Annotated in this window: 13 protein-coding genes; all 13 read left to right on the top strand. The window is 64.6% G+C overall.

The annotated features are described in order from the left end of the window. The first annotated feature begins 28 nt into the window (after positions 1-28). The 13 genes from E6B08_RS15340 to E6B08_RS15280 all read left to right on the top strand — a co-directional run bounded on the left by E6B08_RS15340 (position 29) and on the right by E6B08_RS15280 (position 18,174). Positions 29-580, top strand: coding sequence for a thymidylate kinase (locus E6B08_RS15340; RefSeq protein WP_136914817.1), 552 nt, complete (start codon positions 29-31; stop codon positions 578-580). Then, positions 577-1,464, top strand: coding sequence for an NAD(P)-dependent oxidoreductase (locus E6B08_RS15335; RefSeq protein ID WP_192938536.1), 888 nt, complete (start codon positions 577-579; stop codon positions 1,462-1,464). Before E6B08_RS15340 ends, E6B08_RS15335 begins: the two co-directional genes overlap by 4 nt. Continuing rightward, positions 1,461-2,606, top strand: coding sequence for a LeuA family protein (locus E6B08_RS15330; RefSeq protein WP_136914815.1), 1,146 nt, complete (start codon positions 1,461-1,463; stop codon positions 2,604-2,606). Before E6B08_RS15335 ends, E6B08_RS15330 begins: the two co-directional genes overlap by 4 nt. Beyond that, entirely contained in the window at positions 2,603-3,172 is a 570-nt protein-coding gene (locus E6B08_RS15325) for a hypothetical protein (RefSeq protein WP_136914814.1), read from the top strand. Before E6B08_RS15330 ends, E6B08_RS15325 begins: the two co-directional genes overlap by 4 nt. 174 nt (positions 3,173-3,346) lie before the next feature. Beyond that, entirely contained in the window at positions 3,347-9,190 is a 5,844-nt protein-coding gene (gene mnxG / locus E6B08_RS15320) for a manganese-oxidizing multicopper oxidase MnxG (protein ID WP_136914813.1), read from the top strand. A gap of 18 nt (positions 9,191-9,208) precedes the next feature. Continuing rightward, entirely contained in the window at positions 9,209-11,197 is a 1,989-nt protein-coding gene (locus E6B08_RS15315) for a cytochrome D1 domain-containing protein (protein ID WP_136914812.1), read from the top strand. Further along, positions 11,194-11,862, top strand: coding sequence for an SCO family protein (locus tag E6B08_RS15310; protein ID WP_136914811.1), 669 nt, complete (start codon positions 11,194-11,196; stop codon positions 11,860-11,862). Before E6B08_RS15315 ends, E6B08_RS15310 begins: the two co-directional genes overlap by 4 nt. Further along, complete coding sequence (locus tag E6B08_RS15305; RefSeq protein WP_136914810.1) at positions 11,859-12,524, top strand: SCO family protein; 666 nt, start codon at positions 11,859-11,861, stop codon at positions 12,522-12,524. The genes E6B08_RS15310 and E6B08_RS15305 overlap by 4 nt, the downstream gene beginning before the upstream one ends. A 197-nt stretch (positions 12,525-12,721) precedes the next feature. After that, a complete protein-coding gene (locus tag E6B08_RS15300; protein ID WP_238349214.1) occupies positions 12,722-14,218 on the top strand; it encodes an ABC transporter substrate-binding protein in 1,497 nt (498 codons plus the stop codon). Between the two features lie 12 nt (positions 14,219-14,230). Beyond that, the gene (locus E6B08_RS15295; RefSeq protein ID WP_136914808.1) at positions 14,231-14,875 is read left to right on the top strand and encodes a SurA N-terminal domain-containing protein; all 645 of its coding nucleotides are present in this window, start codon (positions 14,231-14,233) and stop codon (positions 14,873-14,875) included. Between the two features lie 238 nt (positions 14,876-15,113). After that, on the top strand, positions 15,114-15,647 hold the full coding sequence (locus E6B08_RS15290; protein ID WP_192938535.1) for a response regulator: 534 nt from the start codon (positions 15,114-15,116) through the stop codon (positions 15,645-15,647). A 60-nt stretch (positions 15,648-15,707) separates the two neighbouring features. Beyond that, a complete protein-coding gene (locus tag E6B08_RS15285) occupies positions 15,708-17,399 on the top strand; it encodes a GspE/PulE family protein (RefSeq protein WP_136914806.1) in 1,692 nt (563 codons plus the stop codon). Continuing rightward, positions 17,380-18,174, top strand: coding sequence for a hypothetical protein (locus E6B08_RS15280; protein ID WP_136914805.1), 795 nt, complete (start codon positions 17,380-17,382; stop codon positions 18,172-18,174). The genes E6B08_RS15285 and E6B08_RS15280 overlap by 20 nt, the downstream gene beginning before the upstream one ends.

Below are 18,174 nucleotides of genomic sequence, written 5' to 3'. Positions count from 1 at the left end.
TGAATATCTGCAACGCTGGTTGACCTCGATGGGCGTGCCCTGCCGGGTGATCGACAAGTGGGATGTTTTTGATACCGAGGCGTTTCCAGAATGCAGGTTCTTGCAACCCGACCTCGATCAGCTGCGCGTGTGCATCGCCCAGATGCAGGGGCCAGCCCGGGCGCTGTTTCTCATCTGGTCGATCGCCACCGTCATGAAGCAGTACCAACCGTGCACCGATCAGGTGTACCTGCTTGACGGATACTGGATGAAGCACCTGGCTGCCGAAGCCCTTTATGGTAACGATGAACAGTGGTTGTTCGACTTGGTGTCGCCGCTACCTGTGGCTGATAGGGTGCTTTATTTCGATATCGAAGTCGGCGTCACCGGCCTACGCAAGCAGGTATTCACGCCCTACGAATGTGGGTGCGAGGAAATCGGTGCGCATACTTTCAGCGAGCACCAGGCCAAGCTTAAGAAGCTGATGGACCGATGGTCGCACGCGTTGGGCTGGACGGTGATCGATGCGGATCAGCCGGCTTATCGTGTGTCGGCAGACCTGCGCAACATCCTCTTGCCTCTGCTCAAGGAGCGCCCATGAATGGTGCCGTCGGTTTTATCGGCCTAGGGCGCATGGGGCGCGCAATTTGCCAACGCCTGATCAGCCATCGCATCCAGCTGATTGTCCATAACCGGTCCGAGGACAAATCGTCGGAGCTAGTGCGCCAAGGTGCTCTCTGGGTTCCTGAAATCAGGTCCGTGGCACGGGCCGCGAATATCATCTTCGTCTGCTCTTCCGGTCATCAGGCCGTCGAGCAGATCTACCATGACAAGAACACGGGCCTGCTCGCGAATGTCGTTGAAGGGAGCATCGTCGTCGATCTGAGCACGATCGCTCCCGAGACGGCCATTGCACTGCATGCCGCGTTTCGAGCACGCGGGGCGGATTTCATCGAGTGCCCCGTTTCTGGAGGCGTCGAGGGCGCGCTCAAGGGCGCCTTGAGCGCTATCGTGTCGGCGCGGCCAGCGGCCTATTCCATTGTTCGGCCATTACTCGCCGCCTTCACCCTGATGGTGACGTTCGTGGAAGTGCCGGGTAAGGCGCAGCGCCTGAAAATTCTCAATAACCTGGCAGAGAGCATCAACCTGGCAGGGGCAATCGAGGTCATCAGCCAGGGCCAGGCGCTTGGGCTGGACCTGGAGTCGATGCAAGCTGTTTTCAGCACGTGCAGAGGGCGCTCGGCCTATATGCAGGTGGCAATGAACTATGCCCTGTCCCAGGGCGGGTCCAGCAGTGTCAGCCTGGCGGTGCGCTGCAAGGATCTCGACCTGGCCCAGCAGCAGATGCCCATCGGCCCGTCATACCCACTTTCAACCGTCGCGATGGCGACATTTCACGACCTCAGACTCACGTTTGGCGACGAGGGTGACCAATGCCTGTACTTCTCCAGGCTTTCAACCGGCAACGCAGGGAGCGCGTCATGAACATTCGCGACGATGTGATCATTGAAGACACCACGCTACGCGATGGCGAGCAAGCGCCGGGTGTCGCATTCGACAGCGCGACCAAGTTGAGGATTTTCGATGCCTTGGTGGACGCGGGTATCCGCTGGATCGAAGGAGGGATCAATGCCATGGGCGGCAGCGAGAGCCGGACCCTGGCCCAGATGCTGGAACGTACCCAGGGCACGGACATACGCCTGGTTGGCTGGAACCGTGGCGTAAAGGACGACCTGCGGCGCACATTGGACATGGGGTTCAGGTACGTTCATATCGGTTTGCCGACGTCCGATATCCAGCTCAAGGACAGCGTCAACAAGCCCAAGGCCTGGTTGCTCGAACACGCCTGCGAGTTGATCGATTATGCCAAGCAACGGGGCGCGTTCGTTTCGATCAGCGCCGAGGATGTAGGTCGGTCCGATAGCGCTTTCGTCGCTGACTATGCCGCTCGTGTACATGAGGCAGGGGCCGACAGGCTACGGCTTTCCGACACTGTCGGCATCCTCACCCCCGAGCAATACCATCGTGTAGTGGGTGAGGTGATCGCCGCAGCGCCCATCGACGTTCAGTGCCATGCACACAATGACTTCGGCCATGCTGTCGGCAACACGATAGCGGGCTTGCAGGCGGGCGCTAGGTACTTTCACGTTACCGTAAACGGTATTGGTGAACGAGCCGGCATGCCCGACCTGGCGCAGTTGGTGCTGTCGTTGAAAGTCCAGTACGGCGTCGATGTGGGCGTGAGGCCCGAAAAATTACAAGGGCTCAGTGAACTGGTAGCGGGCGCTACGCATACGCGGGTTCATCCTTGGCAACCGGTGGTTGGAGCCAATGTCTTCACCCATGAGTCGGGCATACATGCCAGGGGCACCTTGAGCAATGGCAAGGCGTTCGAGCCGTTCTCTCCTGCGCTGGTGGGGAGGCAGCGGGAAATCGTCGTGGGCAAGCATTCCGGACGTGCCTGCTTGAAATACGCTCTGGAACAATTGCAGCTGAAGTATGCCGAGGACGATCTGCCCGACCTCCTGCAGTGGGTGCGCGAGGTCTCGATGATCAAGGCCGGTGCCCTGAGTTTTGCCGATGTTGGATTGCTTTACTCGACCCTGCCTGGGAGGCGTAAGCCATGAGCGAATATTTGGATATCAACCCCGCGGCGCTGGCACGGTTGTTGAGCACACGTAAGATGAGTTTCGGCGACGCTCGACTGCATGACGACGAGGTCGAGGGCGGGGCGCGGATGACCCTAGCACAGCTCACCGCTCTGGCTGCGGCGCTGCAAATGCCGATAGCGCATGTCATTGAGCAGATCGAATCATCAGCGGACGACCTGGTACATGGCGTGAAGATTTCCGGCAGGCAAACTCGCTTCGACCGGTTGAAATGCGTCGCGGGCGAGCCGGCCTATTTCTATCGTCATGTCATGAAGACATCGGCGGACAAACACCTCATGGTGCTCAGAACCACGCCGCTGTTCACCAGCGCCGACCAGGCGACCCTCAATGGCGGGCATCAGGCCAGGGAATTCGTCTATGTGCTGTCTGGTGCAGTGGGAGTGCTCTGGCGTAGCCCGTCTGGTGTTCGGCGTGAGGATGTACTGCGCATGGGCGATTCCATCTTCATCGAGTCCTGGGTCGCGCATGCCTTTTATGCCAAGGAGGCAGGCTCGCAGATACTCGCGGTCGATTATCGCTAGCCTCACCTCTGCAAATGACAATGAAAATCGTCCCCCCATTCGGGGAATCACACTGGGGAATCCTCCCCAATTCGATTCGCTTGCAAACGCAACTCAATGAAATAAAGGCAATTTCCTGATTGGCATACAGCTTGCTCACCTCCTCGCAGAGTCCCTGTGTCCCGGAGGTGCAGCATGTCGACCCCGAACAAAGGCCCCGTCCTGACATCACTCGTGTTCGCCCTCCTGGGCTGGCAAGCCACCAGCGAGGCGGCTGTGCAGTGCCAGCGCACCCTGGTGGCCAATGTGGTGGCATTGGACCAGCCCCTGATGTTCAACCGCCTTGGCGCGCAGAACGCCAACGGCATGATCTTCGCCCTCCGTGAGGATGTGGTGGACGATAAACAGGTGCCGCTGAGCATCGGCGGTGCCGCCGTGCCGGGGAAAGTCACCCTGCGCCCGGACAAGCGGCCCCGCCCGATCGTCCTGCGTGTGGCTGCCGGTGACTGCCTCACGGTCAACCTGACCAACCTGCTCGATTACCGGGCCAACCCCAACAAGCACGGCATCGAGGCCGAGGGGCCGGAAGTGGAAGGCGAGGAAGAGGTCGAGAACGAGGCCGATGAAGGCTTCGTCGCCGATGAACAGGTCGCCGAGCGCATGGTCGGCTTCCAGGTCAACGGCATGCAGGCAGTCAACAGCATCGCCGACATTTCCGCCAACACCGGTCGCAATGGCAATTTCCTGGTCAGCCCAGGCAACACCCGCAGCTACACGCTGTACGCCGAGCGCGAAGGGGCCTTCGCCGCGACCAGCAAGGCAGCCACCTTCGGCGGTGAGGGCACCGCGGGCAACGTTGCCAACGGCCTGTTCGGCCAGGTGGTGGTGGTGCCCAAGAATGGCCGCACCTACCGCAACACCCTCACCGAAGAGGAAATGCGCCTGGCCACCAGCGGGCGTGCGCCCACCGGCCAACCGGTGATCGACTACGAGGCCCGCTACCCGCAAACCGAGCCGTGGATCAGCGAGGGCAAGGCCGGCAAGCCGATCATCGCGATGATCTACAACAACGAGATCATCAACAGCGAGACCGATGCCATCGTCATGGGCCCCAACCAGGACGGCAGCTTCCCCAAGTCGACCTACCCGCTGGAGAGCATCGGCAAGCGCAACCCGGCACTGCCCAACCGGCTCGAGGCGTTTCGCGACTTCGCCTCGCAGTTCGCCGACGAGGTAGCCGGTACCCAGGCCTTCCCCGGATACTGGGCGGACCCGGTGATGGGGCATGTGCTGGAGCCTGCCCGCGACTCGTTCATGATCAACTACGGCTCGGGCGGCATGGGCGCCGAGGTGGTCGCCAACCGTCTGGGTGTCGGGCCGATGCATGACTGCTTGTCGTGCGCTTATGAGGAGTTCTTCCTGAGTGCGCACACAGTGGGCGATATCGGCACCCTGGTCGATGTCCCGGCCAACGTTGGCCTCGAACACATCCGCCCTGGCGAGGTGCCGCCTGCCAGCGCCACCGGCGTGAAAGCGACCATGGCGCTGTATCCGGCCGAGCCTGCCAACGTGCACCACAGCTACATTGGCGACTTCACCAAGTTCCGCAATACCCATAACGGCCACGAACAGCACATTTTCCACCTGCACGGCCATCAGTGGCTGTTCAACCCCAACGACGACAACTCCGACTACATCGATGCCCAAGGTATCGGCGCGGGCGTGGGCTACACCTATGAAATCGCCAACGGCGGGTCGGGTAACCGCAACCGCGTGGCCGGCGACGCCATCTACCACTGCCACTTCTACCCGCATTTCGCCCAAGGCATGTGGGCCATGTGGCGGGTCCACGACGTGTTCGAGGAAGGTACCCGCCTGGAGGTGAGCGGGCAGGGCGAGAACGGTTTCCATAGCACACCGTTTGCCCTGCGCAGCGGCAAGCCTGCCGTTGGCGCTCGGGCATTGCCCGATGGCGAAATCATCGCCGGCACGCCCATCCCGGCCATCGTGCCGCTGCCAGGCAAGGCCATGGCGCCGATGCCTGGCAAGGTCGTGGTGGTGCCCAAGCTGTCCGAGGAACTGGTGGCGGCGCACGATGACGATGACGCCGAGGAAGATGAGCAGGAGGGCGACGACGACCACGCCGATGAGCCCGCTGCACGCAAGGCGATCGGCTCGCTGGCCCTGGTCGACCGCACCGATACCAACGCCGACGGTACCTTGAAGAACCCTGGCTATCCGTTCTGGATCGGCGGCATGGAGAGCAGCGTCGGCAACCGTCCACCAACCCCTCCATTGGATATGCTCGATCCGGACATGGCTCGCCAGCTCAAGGCCACCGGCAAGGCGCTGTGGGCCAACCTCGACCCCAATCAGGTCGATGGCTGGGATGGCGGTCTTGGGCGTCACGCGCTGGATGGCGTGTCCGCTGGCGGCGAAGCGGTGACTACCACTACCAAGCTCGATTTTTCCAAGGTGGTGCACAAGGCCAAGCCGATCTACCTGCCCGAGGAGGGCACCGACGTCGAGCAGGCCGCCATGCAGTTCCACGCCTTGGCCGAGCACCCGAGCTATGCCTTGATTCCAGGCAGCCAACCTGTGCCCAAGGCGTTTCGTACCAACGGTGCGCTGCCCACCGCGGGCGCGCCGTTCTACGAGCCCTGCATGGACGACCGCGGCAAGCGCCTGACCCAATCTGCAGGTGCTGGCGAGTACTTCAGCGGTGAAAGCCTCACCGGCATCAACTTCCGCGGCTCGTCCGCCTTCACCGCCGACCGCCCCCGCATCTACAAGGGCGCCAATATCCAGTTCGATGCGGTGTACAACAAGGTCGGCTACCACTTCCCGCAGGCGCGCATCATTGCCCTGTGGGAGGATGCCTGGCCGGTGATCACCAAGCAGCGCCCACCAGAGCCGCTGGTGATGCGCATGAACACCTTCGATTGCACCATGTACCAGCACACCAACCTGATTCCGTCGTTCTATGAAATGGACGACTACCAGGTGCGTACCCCAACCGACGTGATCGGCCAGCACATCCACTTGCCCAAGTGGGACCTGACCGCCGCCGACGGTTCTGCCAACGGCTGGAACTACGAGGACGGCATTCTCTCGCCCGGCAGTGTGGTCGAGCGCGTGCATGCCATCCGCGCCTACAACAATTGCACCGAGGGTGACACCCGCGACGGCACGGCGGCCTGCCCGAAAGCCAAGGCGCACCCGTACTTCGGCCGCTTCGGCAGGGCCGACTGGCTGGGCGCGCGTACCGCCATGCAGCGCTGGTTCGCCGACCCGCTGGTCAACGTCCACAACGTCGACCGGGGCCTGGGCACCATCTTCACCCATGACCACCTCGGTCCATCGACCCACCAGCAGTTGGGCCTGTATGCCACCGTGCTGGCAGAGCCTGCCAACTCCACCTGGTACCACGCTGAAACCGGCGAGCAGCTGTACAACCCGGCGACTCGCCAGGATGGCGGTCCGACCTCGTGGCAGGCGGTGATCCAGACCGGCGACCACGACGGCGACGGCAAGAACGACAGCTACCGCGAGTTCTTCCTCGAATACAGCGACTTCCAGCATGCCTACGAGGCGGGTGTGTATGTCGGTGCAGGCCCCGATGGCATCCCCAATGCCCAGTCGTATCCGGCTACCGCCGACAGCTTCCGCTACGCCATCAATCCGCCGGTGCGCGGCAAGGCCTCGAGCCTGCTCGAAGCCATCGTCGAGGAGCGCGGCGGCCTCAATCCAGGCTGCCCGAGCCGGCCGTGCCCACAGGCGATCTCGGTGGATGACCCTGGCATGTTCGTCGTCAACTACCGCAACGAACCGCTGGCCCTGCGCGTGTTCGACCCGAACAAGGTCGGCCCGGACGGCAAGCGCGGCATGCAGGCCGACGGCTTGGCCGGCGACCTCAGCTACGCCCTGCAGACCCGCACCGACCGCGCCATCCCGGCGATGAACCTGGCGCCTTCGGCGATCACCTCGGCGGTCGGCCCCACCGGCGGCACCACGCTGTTCCCGCCGCACATCAACAAGGCCAGCGAACCGGGCGACCCATTCACGCCGATGCTGCGCACCTATTCGGGGGACAATGTGCGCCTGCGCATGCATGCCGGTGGCCACGAGGAGGAGCACAACGTCACCCTGCACGGCGTGAAGTGGCTGCAAAATGGCACGGGCTTCGGCAACAGCTCCAACTCGGGCTGGAAGTCGTCGCAGATGATCGGTATCTCCGAGCAACTGGGCTTCATGGCGCCGGTATCGATGATCTCCAGTGCCGCCGCCACCAATGGCGACTACCTGTACTCGCTGGATGCGGCCCTGGAAGGTTACTGGAATGGTATCTGGGGTGTGATGCGCAACTACACCGCCCAGCGCCCCGACCTGTTCCCGCTGCCCAACAACCCGCAGCCGGTGGCCATGCGCAACACCGTGAACTTCGACGGTATCTGCCCGAAAACCACGGCCAACCCCAATGGCATCGGCACCCGCACCACGGTCAAACGCAGCTACGAGATCGTCGCCGCGCTGGCCAACGACATCCTGGAGAACCGCAACGGCGTCAGCATCAACGACCCGTCCGGCGTCGGCCAGCATGTCGGCGGGCCGCTCAACGCCAATGGTGGCACCCTGGTGTTCAACAACCGCAAGACCAGCATCCCGTTGGTCAGCGGGGTCGACCCTGAGGACGGCGAGGCCTTCACCATCGGCGGCCACAGTGCACCGCTGCATGACCCGACCGCGATCCTCTACGTGCGCAAGGCCGATCTGGACCCCGGCACTGGCAAGTTGAAAGCGGGCGTGCCCGTGGAGCCGCTGATCCTGCGGGCCAACGCCGGCGACTGCGTGAGCATCACCCTGGAAAACCGCCTGCCGCAGGTGATGCCGGACCTGCCAAGCACTGCCGTGATGCATAACGTGGTCAAGCGCGATCGGTTCGACAGCGAAGGTTCCACTGCCTTTGCCAACAACCTGATGCGGCCGTCCAGCCACGTAGGGCTGCATGCCCAGCTGCTGGCCTACGACATCACCAAGTCCGATGGCGCCAACGTCGGCCTCAACCCGGTACAGACCGTACCGCCGCGGGTCGGCAACAGCGGTGCCTATCCAAGCAAGGTGTACCAGTACTACGCCGGCCACCTGGAGCGTGAAGGCAAACCGGTGCTGCAACTGGGGCGCACGGTGGACAACATCAACACCACCGCGATCGAGTTCGGCGGCCTCAACCTGACCCCGTCGGACTTCATCAAGCAGCCGCAGAAAGGCCTGGTCGGTGCCATGAGCATCCTGCCGCAGACCGCGACTTGGACCGAGGACGCGGCGACCCGTGCCCAGGCAACGGTCAAGGTCAGCGGCCAGGCGGACTACCGCGACTTCGTCACGGTCTGGCAGCGGGCGCTGAACATGCGCTGGGCCGATGGCCGTCCGGTAGAAGGTATCAACACCGAGGGCAACGGCGCGGCGGGCGACCCGCAGGACAACGGCAACATGGCCGTCAACTACCGCACCGAACCGCTGTGGCTGCGCTTCGGCATGGCTCCGGACTCGCCGTTCGGTCGCGCCGGTGGTCTGGGCTTCGGTGACGTGCCCAACGCCCACATGGCCTACGCCAACGCCCTGGTCGGTGGCGACCCGCTGACCCCGGTGCTCTACGCCAAGCCAGGGCAGCCGGTGCGCAACCACATCGTCATGCCCAGCGGTGGCAGCCGCGGCATGGTCTACCAGCTCGATGGCCACCTGTGGCCGCTGCACAACTACCAGGCGGAGAAGAACGACGTCGATGGGTACCCGACGAACCTGCCTGGCGTCGGCTCGGTGCGCTTCGGGCTCAACCCGATGGCCATGTACATCGGTGCCCAGGAGAGTGTGCTACCGGCCGCGCATTTCAGCTTCATGCTGCCGAGCGCCGGGGGCGCCAATGGCGTGCCGGGGGACTATCTGTTCCGGGACTACGCCGCCTACGGCAACCTCTCGGGGCTGTGGGGGATTTTGCGGGTAACCAACGACGCGCCGCCGGCAACGGCTGCGGCACAGTAAGGAAGGGGGAGCGCGAGCATGAACAAGAAGACTCGCCCGGCGTACCTGGGGATGCTGTTGGGAGTAGCGCTGATCGGCCTTGGGGTGGCATATGAGAAGCTCTGGTGCGACCCGCGCGAGCTGTTGCAGGAGCCTGAGGATCCCCAGGCCCTGCACCGGCTCAGCCGGGATGGGCTGACCGTGGAGTTCGAGGCCCGGCCACTGAGCGGCGAGGTGTTGCGCGAGGGGGATTTCGCCAACATCCGCTTCAAGGTCACCGACCAGGCCAGCGGCCAGCCGCTGTCGGGCATGGCGCCGGGGGCCTGGATCGACCCGGCGCAGTCGGCGCCGCCAGGGGGCTCACGCGACCAGAGCTGCAAGGCCCGTGTCGCGTTGTTTCTCAAGAGCAGCATCGGCGCCCGGCCATTGCTCGATCTCAACGGCTACTTCCTGCTGGTGCTGAACAAGGACGCCAGCCTGACGGTGATCGACCCGACGGTATCGGTGGGGGGCATCACCAGCACCCTGGCGCGCATCGAACTGCCTGGCCCGCCGATGGACTGGGTGGCCACCAGCGACGACAAGCAGGTCTTCGTGTCGATTCCCGAACGCGGCAAGATCGCGGTGATCGATACCGAGACCTTCACCCGCGTGGCCGACCTTGACGCCGGTGCACACCCGCTGCGCGTCGCCCTGCAGCCGGACCAGCACCGGCTGTGGGTCGGCAACAACAGCAACGATCCGGCCAAGAGCGGGGTGACGGTGATCGACGTTCCTGGGCGCACCATGCTCAAGAGCTTCGCCACCGGCAGCGGGCATCACGAAATCGCCTTTAGCGGCGACTCGCGCTATGCCTTCGTCAGCAACCGCGACAGCGGCACCTTGAGCATCATCGATATCCCCGAGATGCGCTTGCTCAAGTCCGTACCGGTGGGGCCGCACCCATTGTCGGTGGCCTACTCGGCACTGTCGGAGGCTGTGTACGTGGCCGATGGCCGGGAGGGCACGGTGCGGGTGTTCGATGCCCGCAGCCACCAGCTGCGGCATATCGTCAAGGCCGAGCAGGGGTTGGGGCCGATGCGATTCAGCAGCGACGGACGCTACGGCATCGTGCTCAATACCCTGGAAAACCAGGCCCTGGTCATCGATGCCAGTACCGATCGGGTAATCCATCGCATTCCGGTGTCTGCCGAGCCGTATCAACTGACCTTCACCAAGGGCTATGCCTACGTGCGTGGCCTGGCTTCGCCCAAGGTCAGCATGATCAACCTGGGCAGTCTCGGTGAAGGTCGCCAGCCGATCGTCCAAGGTTTCGAGGCCGGCCCCGCCGCACCGCGCCAGGCCGGTGACCTGCCGTTGGCCCAGGGGTTGTCGGTATCGCGCGACGACAATTCGGTGTTCGTGGTCAACCCGGTGGACAACACCACCTACTTCTACGCCGAAGGCATGAACGCGCCGATGTCCGGTTACAACAACCGTGGCCATCAGGCGCGGGCGGCGATCGTCGTCGACCGCAGCCTGCGCGAGCTGGCACCGGGGGTGTATGGCTCGACGGTGAAGATGCCGGCTGCAGGCGCCTTCGACGTCGCGTTCCTGCTCAACCAGCCGCAGATCATCCACTGCTTCAGTACCGAGGTGGCCGTGGCCCCCGGTGCGGCCAGGCGGCGAGGCGGGCACGCCGAGTTCATCGGCCTGGACAAACCACTGCCGCAGCACAGCACGTTCACCGCCCGGGTGCGGATCGTCGGCGACGACGGCAAGCCGCGTGCGGGCCTGCGTGACCTGCACTTGCGTTATTTCCTGGCGCCGTCGTCGATGCCACGCGAATTGCCGCTGGAGGAAGTGGAGGCAGGCATCTATCAGGCCGCCTTGACCCTGCCCGACCCTGGCGCCTGGTACCTGCACGTGCAGTCGCCCTCGCTGGGGCGCAAGTTCGCCGAAGAAAACTACACCAGCCTGCGCGTCCTGCCGGCCGCTGCCACCAGCGCCCGAGGCGCTGTCCCAAGTGAAATCAGGAGTGTGCGATGAACACCAAGCCTGCTTGCAAGCTGTTGTCCCTGAGCCTGACCTTGCCCCTGGTGCTGTCCGCCCAGTTGGCCTTGGCCCATGCCGGGCACGAGCACAACGGCGGCGCGCCGCAGCCGCCGGCGCTTCACCAGGAAAAGGCCAGCGTGCGCTTCGCCGATGTCTCTCTGCTCGACCAGGACGGCATGCCGGTACGCCTGGAAAAGGATCTGGTCGGCGACCGGCTGGTGGTCATGGGCTTCATCTACACCAGCTGCACCACGGTATGCCCGGTGGTTTCCTCGATCATGGGCAAGGTCCAGCAGCAACTGGGCGGTCGCGTGGGTGACGACGTGCAACTGGTATCGATCAGCGTCGACCCGCAGCGCGACGACGCCAAGCGCCTGCAGGCCTATGCCAAGACGTTCCAGCACGGGCCGGGTTGGCACTGGCTGACCGGCTCGCCCTATGCCATCACCGAGACCCTCAAAGGGCTCGGCAGCTTCAGCGCCGACCTCAGCCAGCATCCGCCGCTGATCCTGGTCGGTGATGGCCGCAGTGGCCACTGGACCCGCTACTACGGCTTTACCGACCCGGCAGTGCTGGTCGAGGAGATCAACCGCCTCAGCGCCCGTCGGGTACACGCCAAGAGCACCGCCATTGCCGATCATCAAGAGGTGCAGCCATGAACAGCGCGACCCGCCATACCACGATGCGCAGCGCCGACTGGCTGGCCTTGGTGGCCTGCCTGTGGATTCTCAGCTCGGTGGCGTTCGCCCATGAAGGCCATGCTCCGCAAGCCGAGCCCAACCCGCAACCGGCCCCCCCGGCAATCACCAGTGGTGGCGGCACCCACGATGCCCAGGCCTGGTTCACCGACACGTTGCTCAAGGACCAGAACGGTCGCGAGCTGCGATTCTACAGCGACGTGCTCAAGGACAAGGTGGTGATGCTCAACGTGATCTTCACCCACTGTACCGACGCTTGCCCACTGATTACCCGCAAGCTGCGTGAGGTGCGCGAGGCGATGGGCGAGGAACTGGCGGCCCAGGTGATCTTCGTGTCGATCAGCAGCGATCCGCTCAACGACACGCCAGCGGTGCTCAAGGCGTTTGCCGAGAAGCAGGGCGTCGATGGGCCCAATTGGCTGTTCCTTACGGGTGACAAGGCCAATGTCGATCTGGTGCTGGGCCGCCTTGGCCAGTTCCTGCCAAGCCCCGAGCAGCACTCGACCCAGCTGATTGCCGGCGATGTGGCGGGCAAACGCTGGAGCAAGATCCGCCCGGATGCACCCCCGGTGGCCATCGCCCAGCGCATGCAGCTGCTGGCGCAACCCCTGGCGGGGCGGTAGCGGCCATGAACCTGGGACTGCCTGGAGCTTGCCACCCGGCCTGTGGGAGCGGCCTTGTGTCGCGAAAGGGGCGCGCAGCGGCCCCAGAAAGTCCGCAGCGATACAGGCGTCGCTGGGGCTGCGTCGCAGCCCATTCGCGACACAAGGCCGCTCCCACAGAAGCTCCTTCCAGGCTGGCGTGGCTGATGGCGGTCATCATGTGTCTCGTACCTTGCGGCTCGGCCTTGGCCCTGGATCTGACCGCTAACGAGCAGGCCGGCAAACGTTTGTACCGCGAAGGCGTTTCCAGCAGCGACGTGCAGCTGCAGGCCCGCGTAGGCGCCAGCGACATGCGCGTACCAGCCTCGGTGCTGCCATGCGGCAGTTGCCACGGCAACGATGGCCGCGGTCGGGCCGAGGGCGGCGTGCGCCCGCCCAGCCTCGATTGGCGACGCCTGGCGTCGGGGCAAGGAGAGCGCCAGGCCAATGGCCGCAGCTATCCAGCCTATCGCGACAGCACGTTGGCCCGCGCCATCCAGCAAGGCGTCGATCCTTCCGGCAACCGCCTGGATCCGGCCATGCCCCGGTTCGAGTTGACCCTGGCCGACCAGCGCAACCTCACCGCCTACCTCAAGCGCCTGGCCGACGAGCGCGACCCTGGCGTGGAGGACGGCGTGCTGCGCCTGGGCACGCTGCTACCCAGCCAGGGGCCGTTGGCCGGAGCCGGGCAGGTGGTGCGGGCGGTGCTGGAAGACAGTCTGGCACAACTCAACCAGCAGGGCGGCATCCATGGGCGTCAGCTGCAATTGGTGGTACTCGATCCCGGCGACTCCCCAGCCAGCGCCGAACAGGCCTTGAATCGCCTGATCGACGACCAGCAGGCGTTCGCCCTGGTGGCGCCGATCGCCCCAATGCTCGACGCTCGCCTTGCCACGGTGCTGGAGCGTCAGGAAGTGCCCCTGGTCGGCAGTGCCCCGCAAGGCCCTGGCAGCACGCAGATCTTCGACCCCATGCCGGCGCTGCCCACCCAGCTGCTGAGCTTGGCTGCCTACGCCCGCGAGGGGCTGGGGCTGCCCCCGCAGGGACTGCGTGTGGTGTATGCGGGCGTCGAGCAGGCCGACCAGGCGGAACAGGTACGCATGGCCTTGCAAGCTCAGGGCTGGTCGGTACCGCCGGTCGAAGCGTTCAACGGTCAGGCCAGCGAGGGGCAGGGCATCGTCTTCCTTGGGCATGCCCAGGCATTCGCCGAACTGGCGGCGAGCTTGCAGTCGGCAGGGCGCCAGCCTTACCTGCTGGCCGCCTCCAGCCAGGTGGCAGCGGCGTTGCCGGGGCTCGCGCAGCAATGGTCGCAGCGGGTCTTGCTGGCGTACCCCTACGTGCCCGGCGACTGGAGCGAGCAGGGGCTGGCGAGCCTGGCCGCCGTGCAACAACGCCAGGGGCTGGACCGGCGCCAGGCCGTGTTGCAGGTCAACACCTTGTGCGCCCTGCGCCTGCTGACCGAAGCGCTCAAGCAGATCGGGCGAGATGCCAGTCGTGAACGCCTGGTGGCTGCGCTCGAAGCCCTGCACGACATCGACACCGGGCTTACCCCGGTGCTGGGCTTCGGCCCCGGTCGCCGCGAGGGGTTGGCCGGCGCCCATGTCGTGAGCGTGTCGCTGCCAGGGCCGAGTTTCACTTCCGTTACCCCGTACCGGCCCTTGCCGGATGCCCGTTGAAAGGAGGTTGCCATGCGTATGGTGATGCTGTGCCTGTTGTTGGTGCTGGCCAAGGTCGGGTTCGCCAATGAAGTGGCTGCGGCGCGGGTCAACGGCGTGGAAATCGGCCTGCTGCGCCTGGAACGCTACCTCAGCGAATACCTCGATGCCCAGGGGCGGGCATTGGGTAGCATCCGCAATCCGACGCTGTACAAGCGCCTGCGCGACCAGGCCCTGGACGAGCTGATCGATAAAGAGCTGCTGTGGCAGGAGGCCCAGCGCCGCGGCATCGCCATCAGCGACGAGCAGGTCTCGGCCCAGGTCGGCGAGCTCGAAGCCACCTTCGGTAGCCCGGCGATCTTCGAGCAAAGACTGGCGCAAGCAGGCTTCACTCGTGCAGAGTACGCTGACTACACCCGCCACGAGCTGGCTGCCCAGCAGGTCTATGCGCAGCTCAGCGAGGTGGCCGAACCTACCCAGGCGGATGTCGAAGCCTTCTATCAGGCCAATCGCGACAGGTTGCAAGGAATGCAGAACCAAAGTGATAGCGCTTCTGTCATAACAGAACAGGGTCTGGTCTTGGCCAGGGCCGCGCTCATCGGCCAATTGCAAGGGCAGGCGCGCCATGCCGTGCGCCAACGTTTGCGTGAATCCGCTAAAGTGGAAATCGCTAATTGAGCCCGCCGATGAGGAGTCCCCACTACTGGGGAATAACGAATTGGCAATATGCCATCAGTTCCCCCGAAAGTGGGGAAGCGGATACGCGCGAGTTCCGAACGACTGGGGTAAACCCAAGCGAATCAACGAGTTGCAAGTGGTGCGAGATGACTATTCATGCCTGGCACGAAGCCTGCTCAAGCCTGTACAAGGCCGCACTTCGCAGACCGGGTAACCGGGAAGTTCTTGGGAGTGGGCCTTGGTGAACAGAGTATTGGTAGTCGATGACGAACAGACCCTTGCGCAGAACCTGCAAGCGTATCTGCAGGCGCAAGGCCTGGAAGTTCATGTCGCCCACGATGGTGCCAGTGGTATCAGCCTGGCTGAACGCCTGACACCGGATGTAATTGTGCTGGATTACCGTTTGCCCGACATGGAGGGTTTTCAGGTCCTCGAGACCGTGCGCAGGAACAGGCAGTGCCACTTCGTGCTGATTACCGCCCACCCGACCGCCGAGGTCCGTGAGCGGGCCGCCGAACTGGGCGTGAGCCATGTCCTGTTCAAGCCGTTCCCCTTGGCGGAACTGGCCCGCGCAGTCCTCGACCTGATGGGCATCGAGCGCCAGCGCAGGGCCACGGACAACCCGGCCGAAGGGTTCGTCGAACGACGCCAGAACAGGAACGAATCGTTCCCCTTGCAGTTGTTCGATGGTAGCTGGGTCCTGGCCGATCGCCGCCGTAATGGCGCCAAGCCCCCTGGACCCGACGACGACCAACTGCTCACTGGGGAATAGCGGCGCCCGCAGCCCTGACCGAGCCAGCCTGCGACGCGCCCCTGAGCGGAGTCGCAGGCCATGTCCGAAGTATCTCAGTGCAGTGTGTCGGCCCCGCAAGTCACAGCCTATTCTCGTGAGCTGCTGACCCAGGCGCGTCTGCAAGCCGCCGACGAACGCCTGCTCAACTGCCTGGAGCGGCTCGCCGCCGACACGCCAGACACGTTTACCCGCCGCCTGGGTGCCACCCTGCATTACCCCGTACTGGACAGCCAGACCCTGCTGGCCAGCACCCCCTGCTTCGACACGGTCAGCCTGGCCCAGTGCCTGAAGCGCGAATTCATCCTGGTCGAGCAGGCGGGGCAAGTGCTTGGGGTGTTCGCCGACCCCTTCGACCACGCCCGCCTGGCCTGGATCGACGACGTGCTGCAAGGCGCGCCGCTTTACCTGGCCCACGCCGCCGACATCGCCACCTTCCTGGCCCGTCACGAAGAAAGCTTCCATGCCGTCGATGCCCTCGACCACGAAGCCGAAGCCGGTAACGAAAGCGATCCTCTGCAACGGCTGTCGTTGACCAGCATCAGCGAAGACCAGAGCCGAGTGGTCAAGCTGGTCAATTCGACGCTCTACGACGCACTCAAACAGCACGCCAGCGACATTCACCTGGGCATGACCGGCCAGGGCCTGACCATCAAGTACCGCATCGACGGTGTGCTCAACGGCGCCGGCAAGGCCAGCGGCAGCGCCTTCGCCGACCAGGTGATCTCGCGCATCAAGGTGATGGCCGAACTCGACATCGGCGAAAAACGCGTGCCCCAGGATGGCCGCTTCAAAGTGGCCGTGGGCGACCGTCAGATCGACTTCCGGGTTTCGATCATGCCGAGCATCTTCGGTGAGGACGCGGTGCTGCGGGTGCTCGACAAACAGGACTTGTCCGACCGCGTCAGCGGCGTGCAGCTGCAGGCTCTGGGCTTTGCCGAAGAAACCCTGAAGGCCCTGCGCCGGCTCGCCGCCGAGCCCTACGGCATGATCCTGGTCACCGGCCCCACCGGCAGCGGCAAGACCACCACCCTGTACGCCATGATCAGCGAGATCAACCACGGCGTGGACAAGATCATCACTATCGAAGACCCGGTGGAGTACCAGTTGCCCGGCGTGCTGCAGATTCCGGTCAACGAGAAAAAGGGCCTGACCTTCGCCCGTGGCTTGCGCTCGATCCTGCGCCATGACCCGGACAAGATCCTGGTCGGCGAGATCCGCGATCCGGACACCGCGCAAATCGCCGTGCAGTCGGCCCTGACCGGCCACCTGGTGTTCACCACCATCCACGCCAACAACGTTTTCGATGTCATCGGCCGCTTCAGCCAGATGCAGGTCGACCCCTACAGCTTCGTTTCGGCGCTCAACGCCGTGCTGGCCCAGCGCCTGATCCGCCTGGCTTGCCCGCACTGCTGCACGCCCTGTGAAGTCGATGACGACACCCTGGTCGCGTCGGGCCTGACCCGCGCAGCGGTCGCCGGCTGGGCCTTCGTCCGTGCCCAGGGTTGTGGCCAATGCCGCGGCAGTGGCTACCGCGGACGCAGCGCCATTGCCGAATTGCTGCACCTGGACGATGACCTGCGGCAAATGATCGTCGAACGCCGGCCCCTGCCGCAGATCAAGTCGCTGGCCTGCCAGCGCGGTTTGCGCCTGCTGCGTGCCTCGGCCCTGGACCTGGTCCGCGAGGGCCGCACCACTCTTGAGGAGATCAACCGTGTCACATTTATCGCTTGATCGTGGCGCTTACAAATACAGCGCCGTGCTGGGCGCCGAGGGCGTCGGCCTGGGCCTCTGGCACAACCATCGACATCAGTGGCTGGGCAGCCGCGGATTTACCTGCGACGCCGCGCAACCGGCCTGGGAGGCTGCCTTGCAGGCGCTCGCCGAACTGCTCGCCGAGCATGCCGTGCGCGGTGGCCAGCTGCGGGTCCTGCTCTCGGCTCGCTATAGCCGCTTCTGCCTGGTGCCGTGGAGCGATGCCATCGGCCATCCACGGGAGCTCGACGCCTATGCCCGGGGATGCTTCGAAAACCTCTACGGCCAGGCGCTGGACGACTGGCGCATCGTGCTCTCGCCCGAGGCCACCGGCGCTGCACGCATCGCCACGGCGCTGCCCGAGGCACTGCTGCAAGGCTTGCAGGCGCTGGGGCGGGAAAGCCGCCTGCGCCTGCGCTCGGTGCAGCCTTACCTGATGGCGGCCTACAACCGTTGCTCGGCGCAAGTGGAGCAGGGCGACTTTCTCTTCGTACTCGCCGAGCCGCGCCGCAGCGTACTCCTGCTGGCCGCCGGCGGCGCCTGGCAGCAGGTGCTGGCCCAAGGCTGCGCGGACACCGACCAGGCTTTGCAGGCGCTGATCGAGCGCACCTGCGAGCTGTACGGCGAGCGCCTGCCACGGGTCTACCTGCACGCTCCGGGCCGCAGCGACGTGGCACAACTGGCCGCGGTGCAGCTGTGCCAACCGGCTGGTGACAGCGACCCGCTGTGCGCCATGTGGCGGGCGGTGGCCTGA

The sequence above is a fragment of the Pseudomonas putida genome (assembly GCF_005080685.1).
Classification (GTDB): Bacteria; Pseudomonadota; Gammaproteobacteria; order Pseudomonadales; family Pseudomonadaceae; genus Aquipseudomonas; species Aquipseudomonas putida_V.
The sequence above is the reverse complement of the archived record's forward strand: the minus strand, read 5'-3'. Positions and strand labels throughout refer to the sequence as shown.

Coding starts and splice junctions, on each gene's coding strand:
- E6B08_RS15340 (WP_136914817.1), top strand. CDS start 29: ATGGGCGTGCCCTGCCGGGTGATCGACAAGTGGGATGTTTTTGATACC.
- E6B08_RS15335 (WP_192938536.1), top strand. CDS start 577: ATGAATGGTGCCGTCGGTTTTATCGGCCTAGGGCGCATGGGGCGCGCA.
- E6B08_RS15330 (WP_136914815.1), top strand. CDS start 1,461: ATGAACATTCGCGACGATGTGATCATTGAAGACACCACGCTACGCGAT.
- E6B08_RS15325 (WP_136914814.1), top strand. CDS start 2,603: ATGAGCGAATATTTGGATATCAACCCCGCGGCGCTGGCACGGTTGTTG.
- mnxG (WP_136914813.1), top strand. CDS start 3,347: ATGTCGACCCCGAACAAAGGCCCCGTCCTGACATCACTCGTGTTCGCC.
- E6B08_RS15315 (WP_136914812.1), top strand. CDS start 9,209: ATGAACAAGAAGACTCGCCCGGCGTACCTGGGGATGCTGTTGGGAGTA.
- E6B08_RS15310 (WP_136914811.1), top strand. CDS start 11,194: ATGAACACCAAGCCTGCTTGCAAGCTGTTGTCCCTGAGCCTGACCTTG.
- E6B08_RS15305 (WP_136914810.1), top strand. CDS start 11,859: ATGAACAGCGCGACCCGCCATACCACGATGCGCAGCGCCGACTGGCTG.
- E6B08_RS15300 (WP_238349214.1), top strand. CDS start 12,722: ATGTGTCTCGTACCTTGCGGCTCGGCCTTGGCCCTGGATCTGACCGCT.
- E6B08_RS15295 (WP_136914808.1), top strand. CDS start 14,231: ATGCGTATGGTGATGCTGTGCCTGTTGTTGGTGCTGGCCAAGGTCGGG.
- E6B08_RS15285 (WP_136914806.1), top strand. CDS start 15,708: ATGTCCGAAGTATCTCAGTGCAGTGTGTCGGCCCCGCAAGTCACAGCC.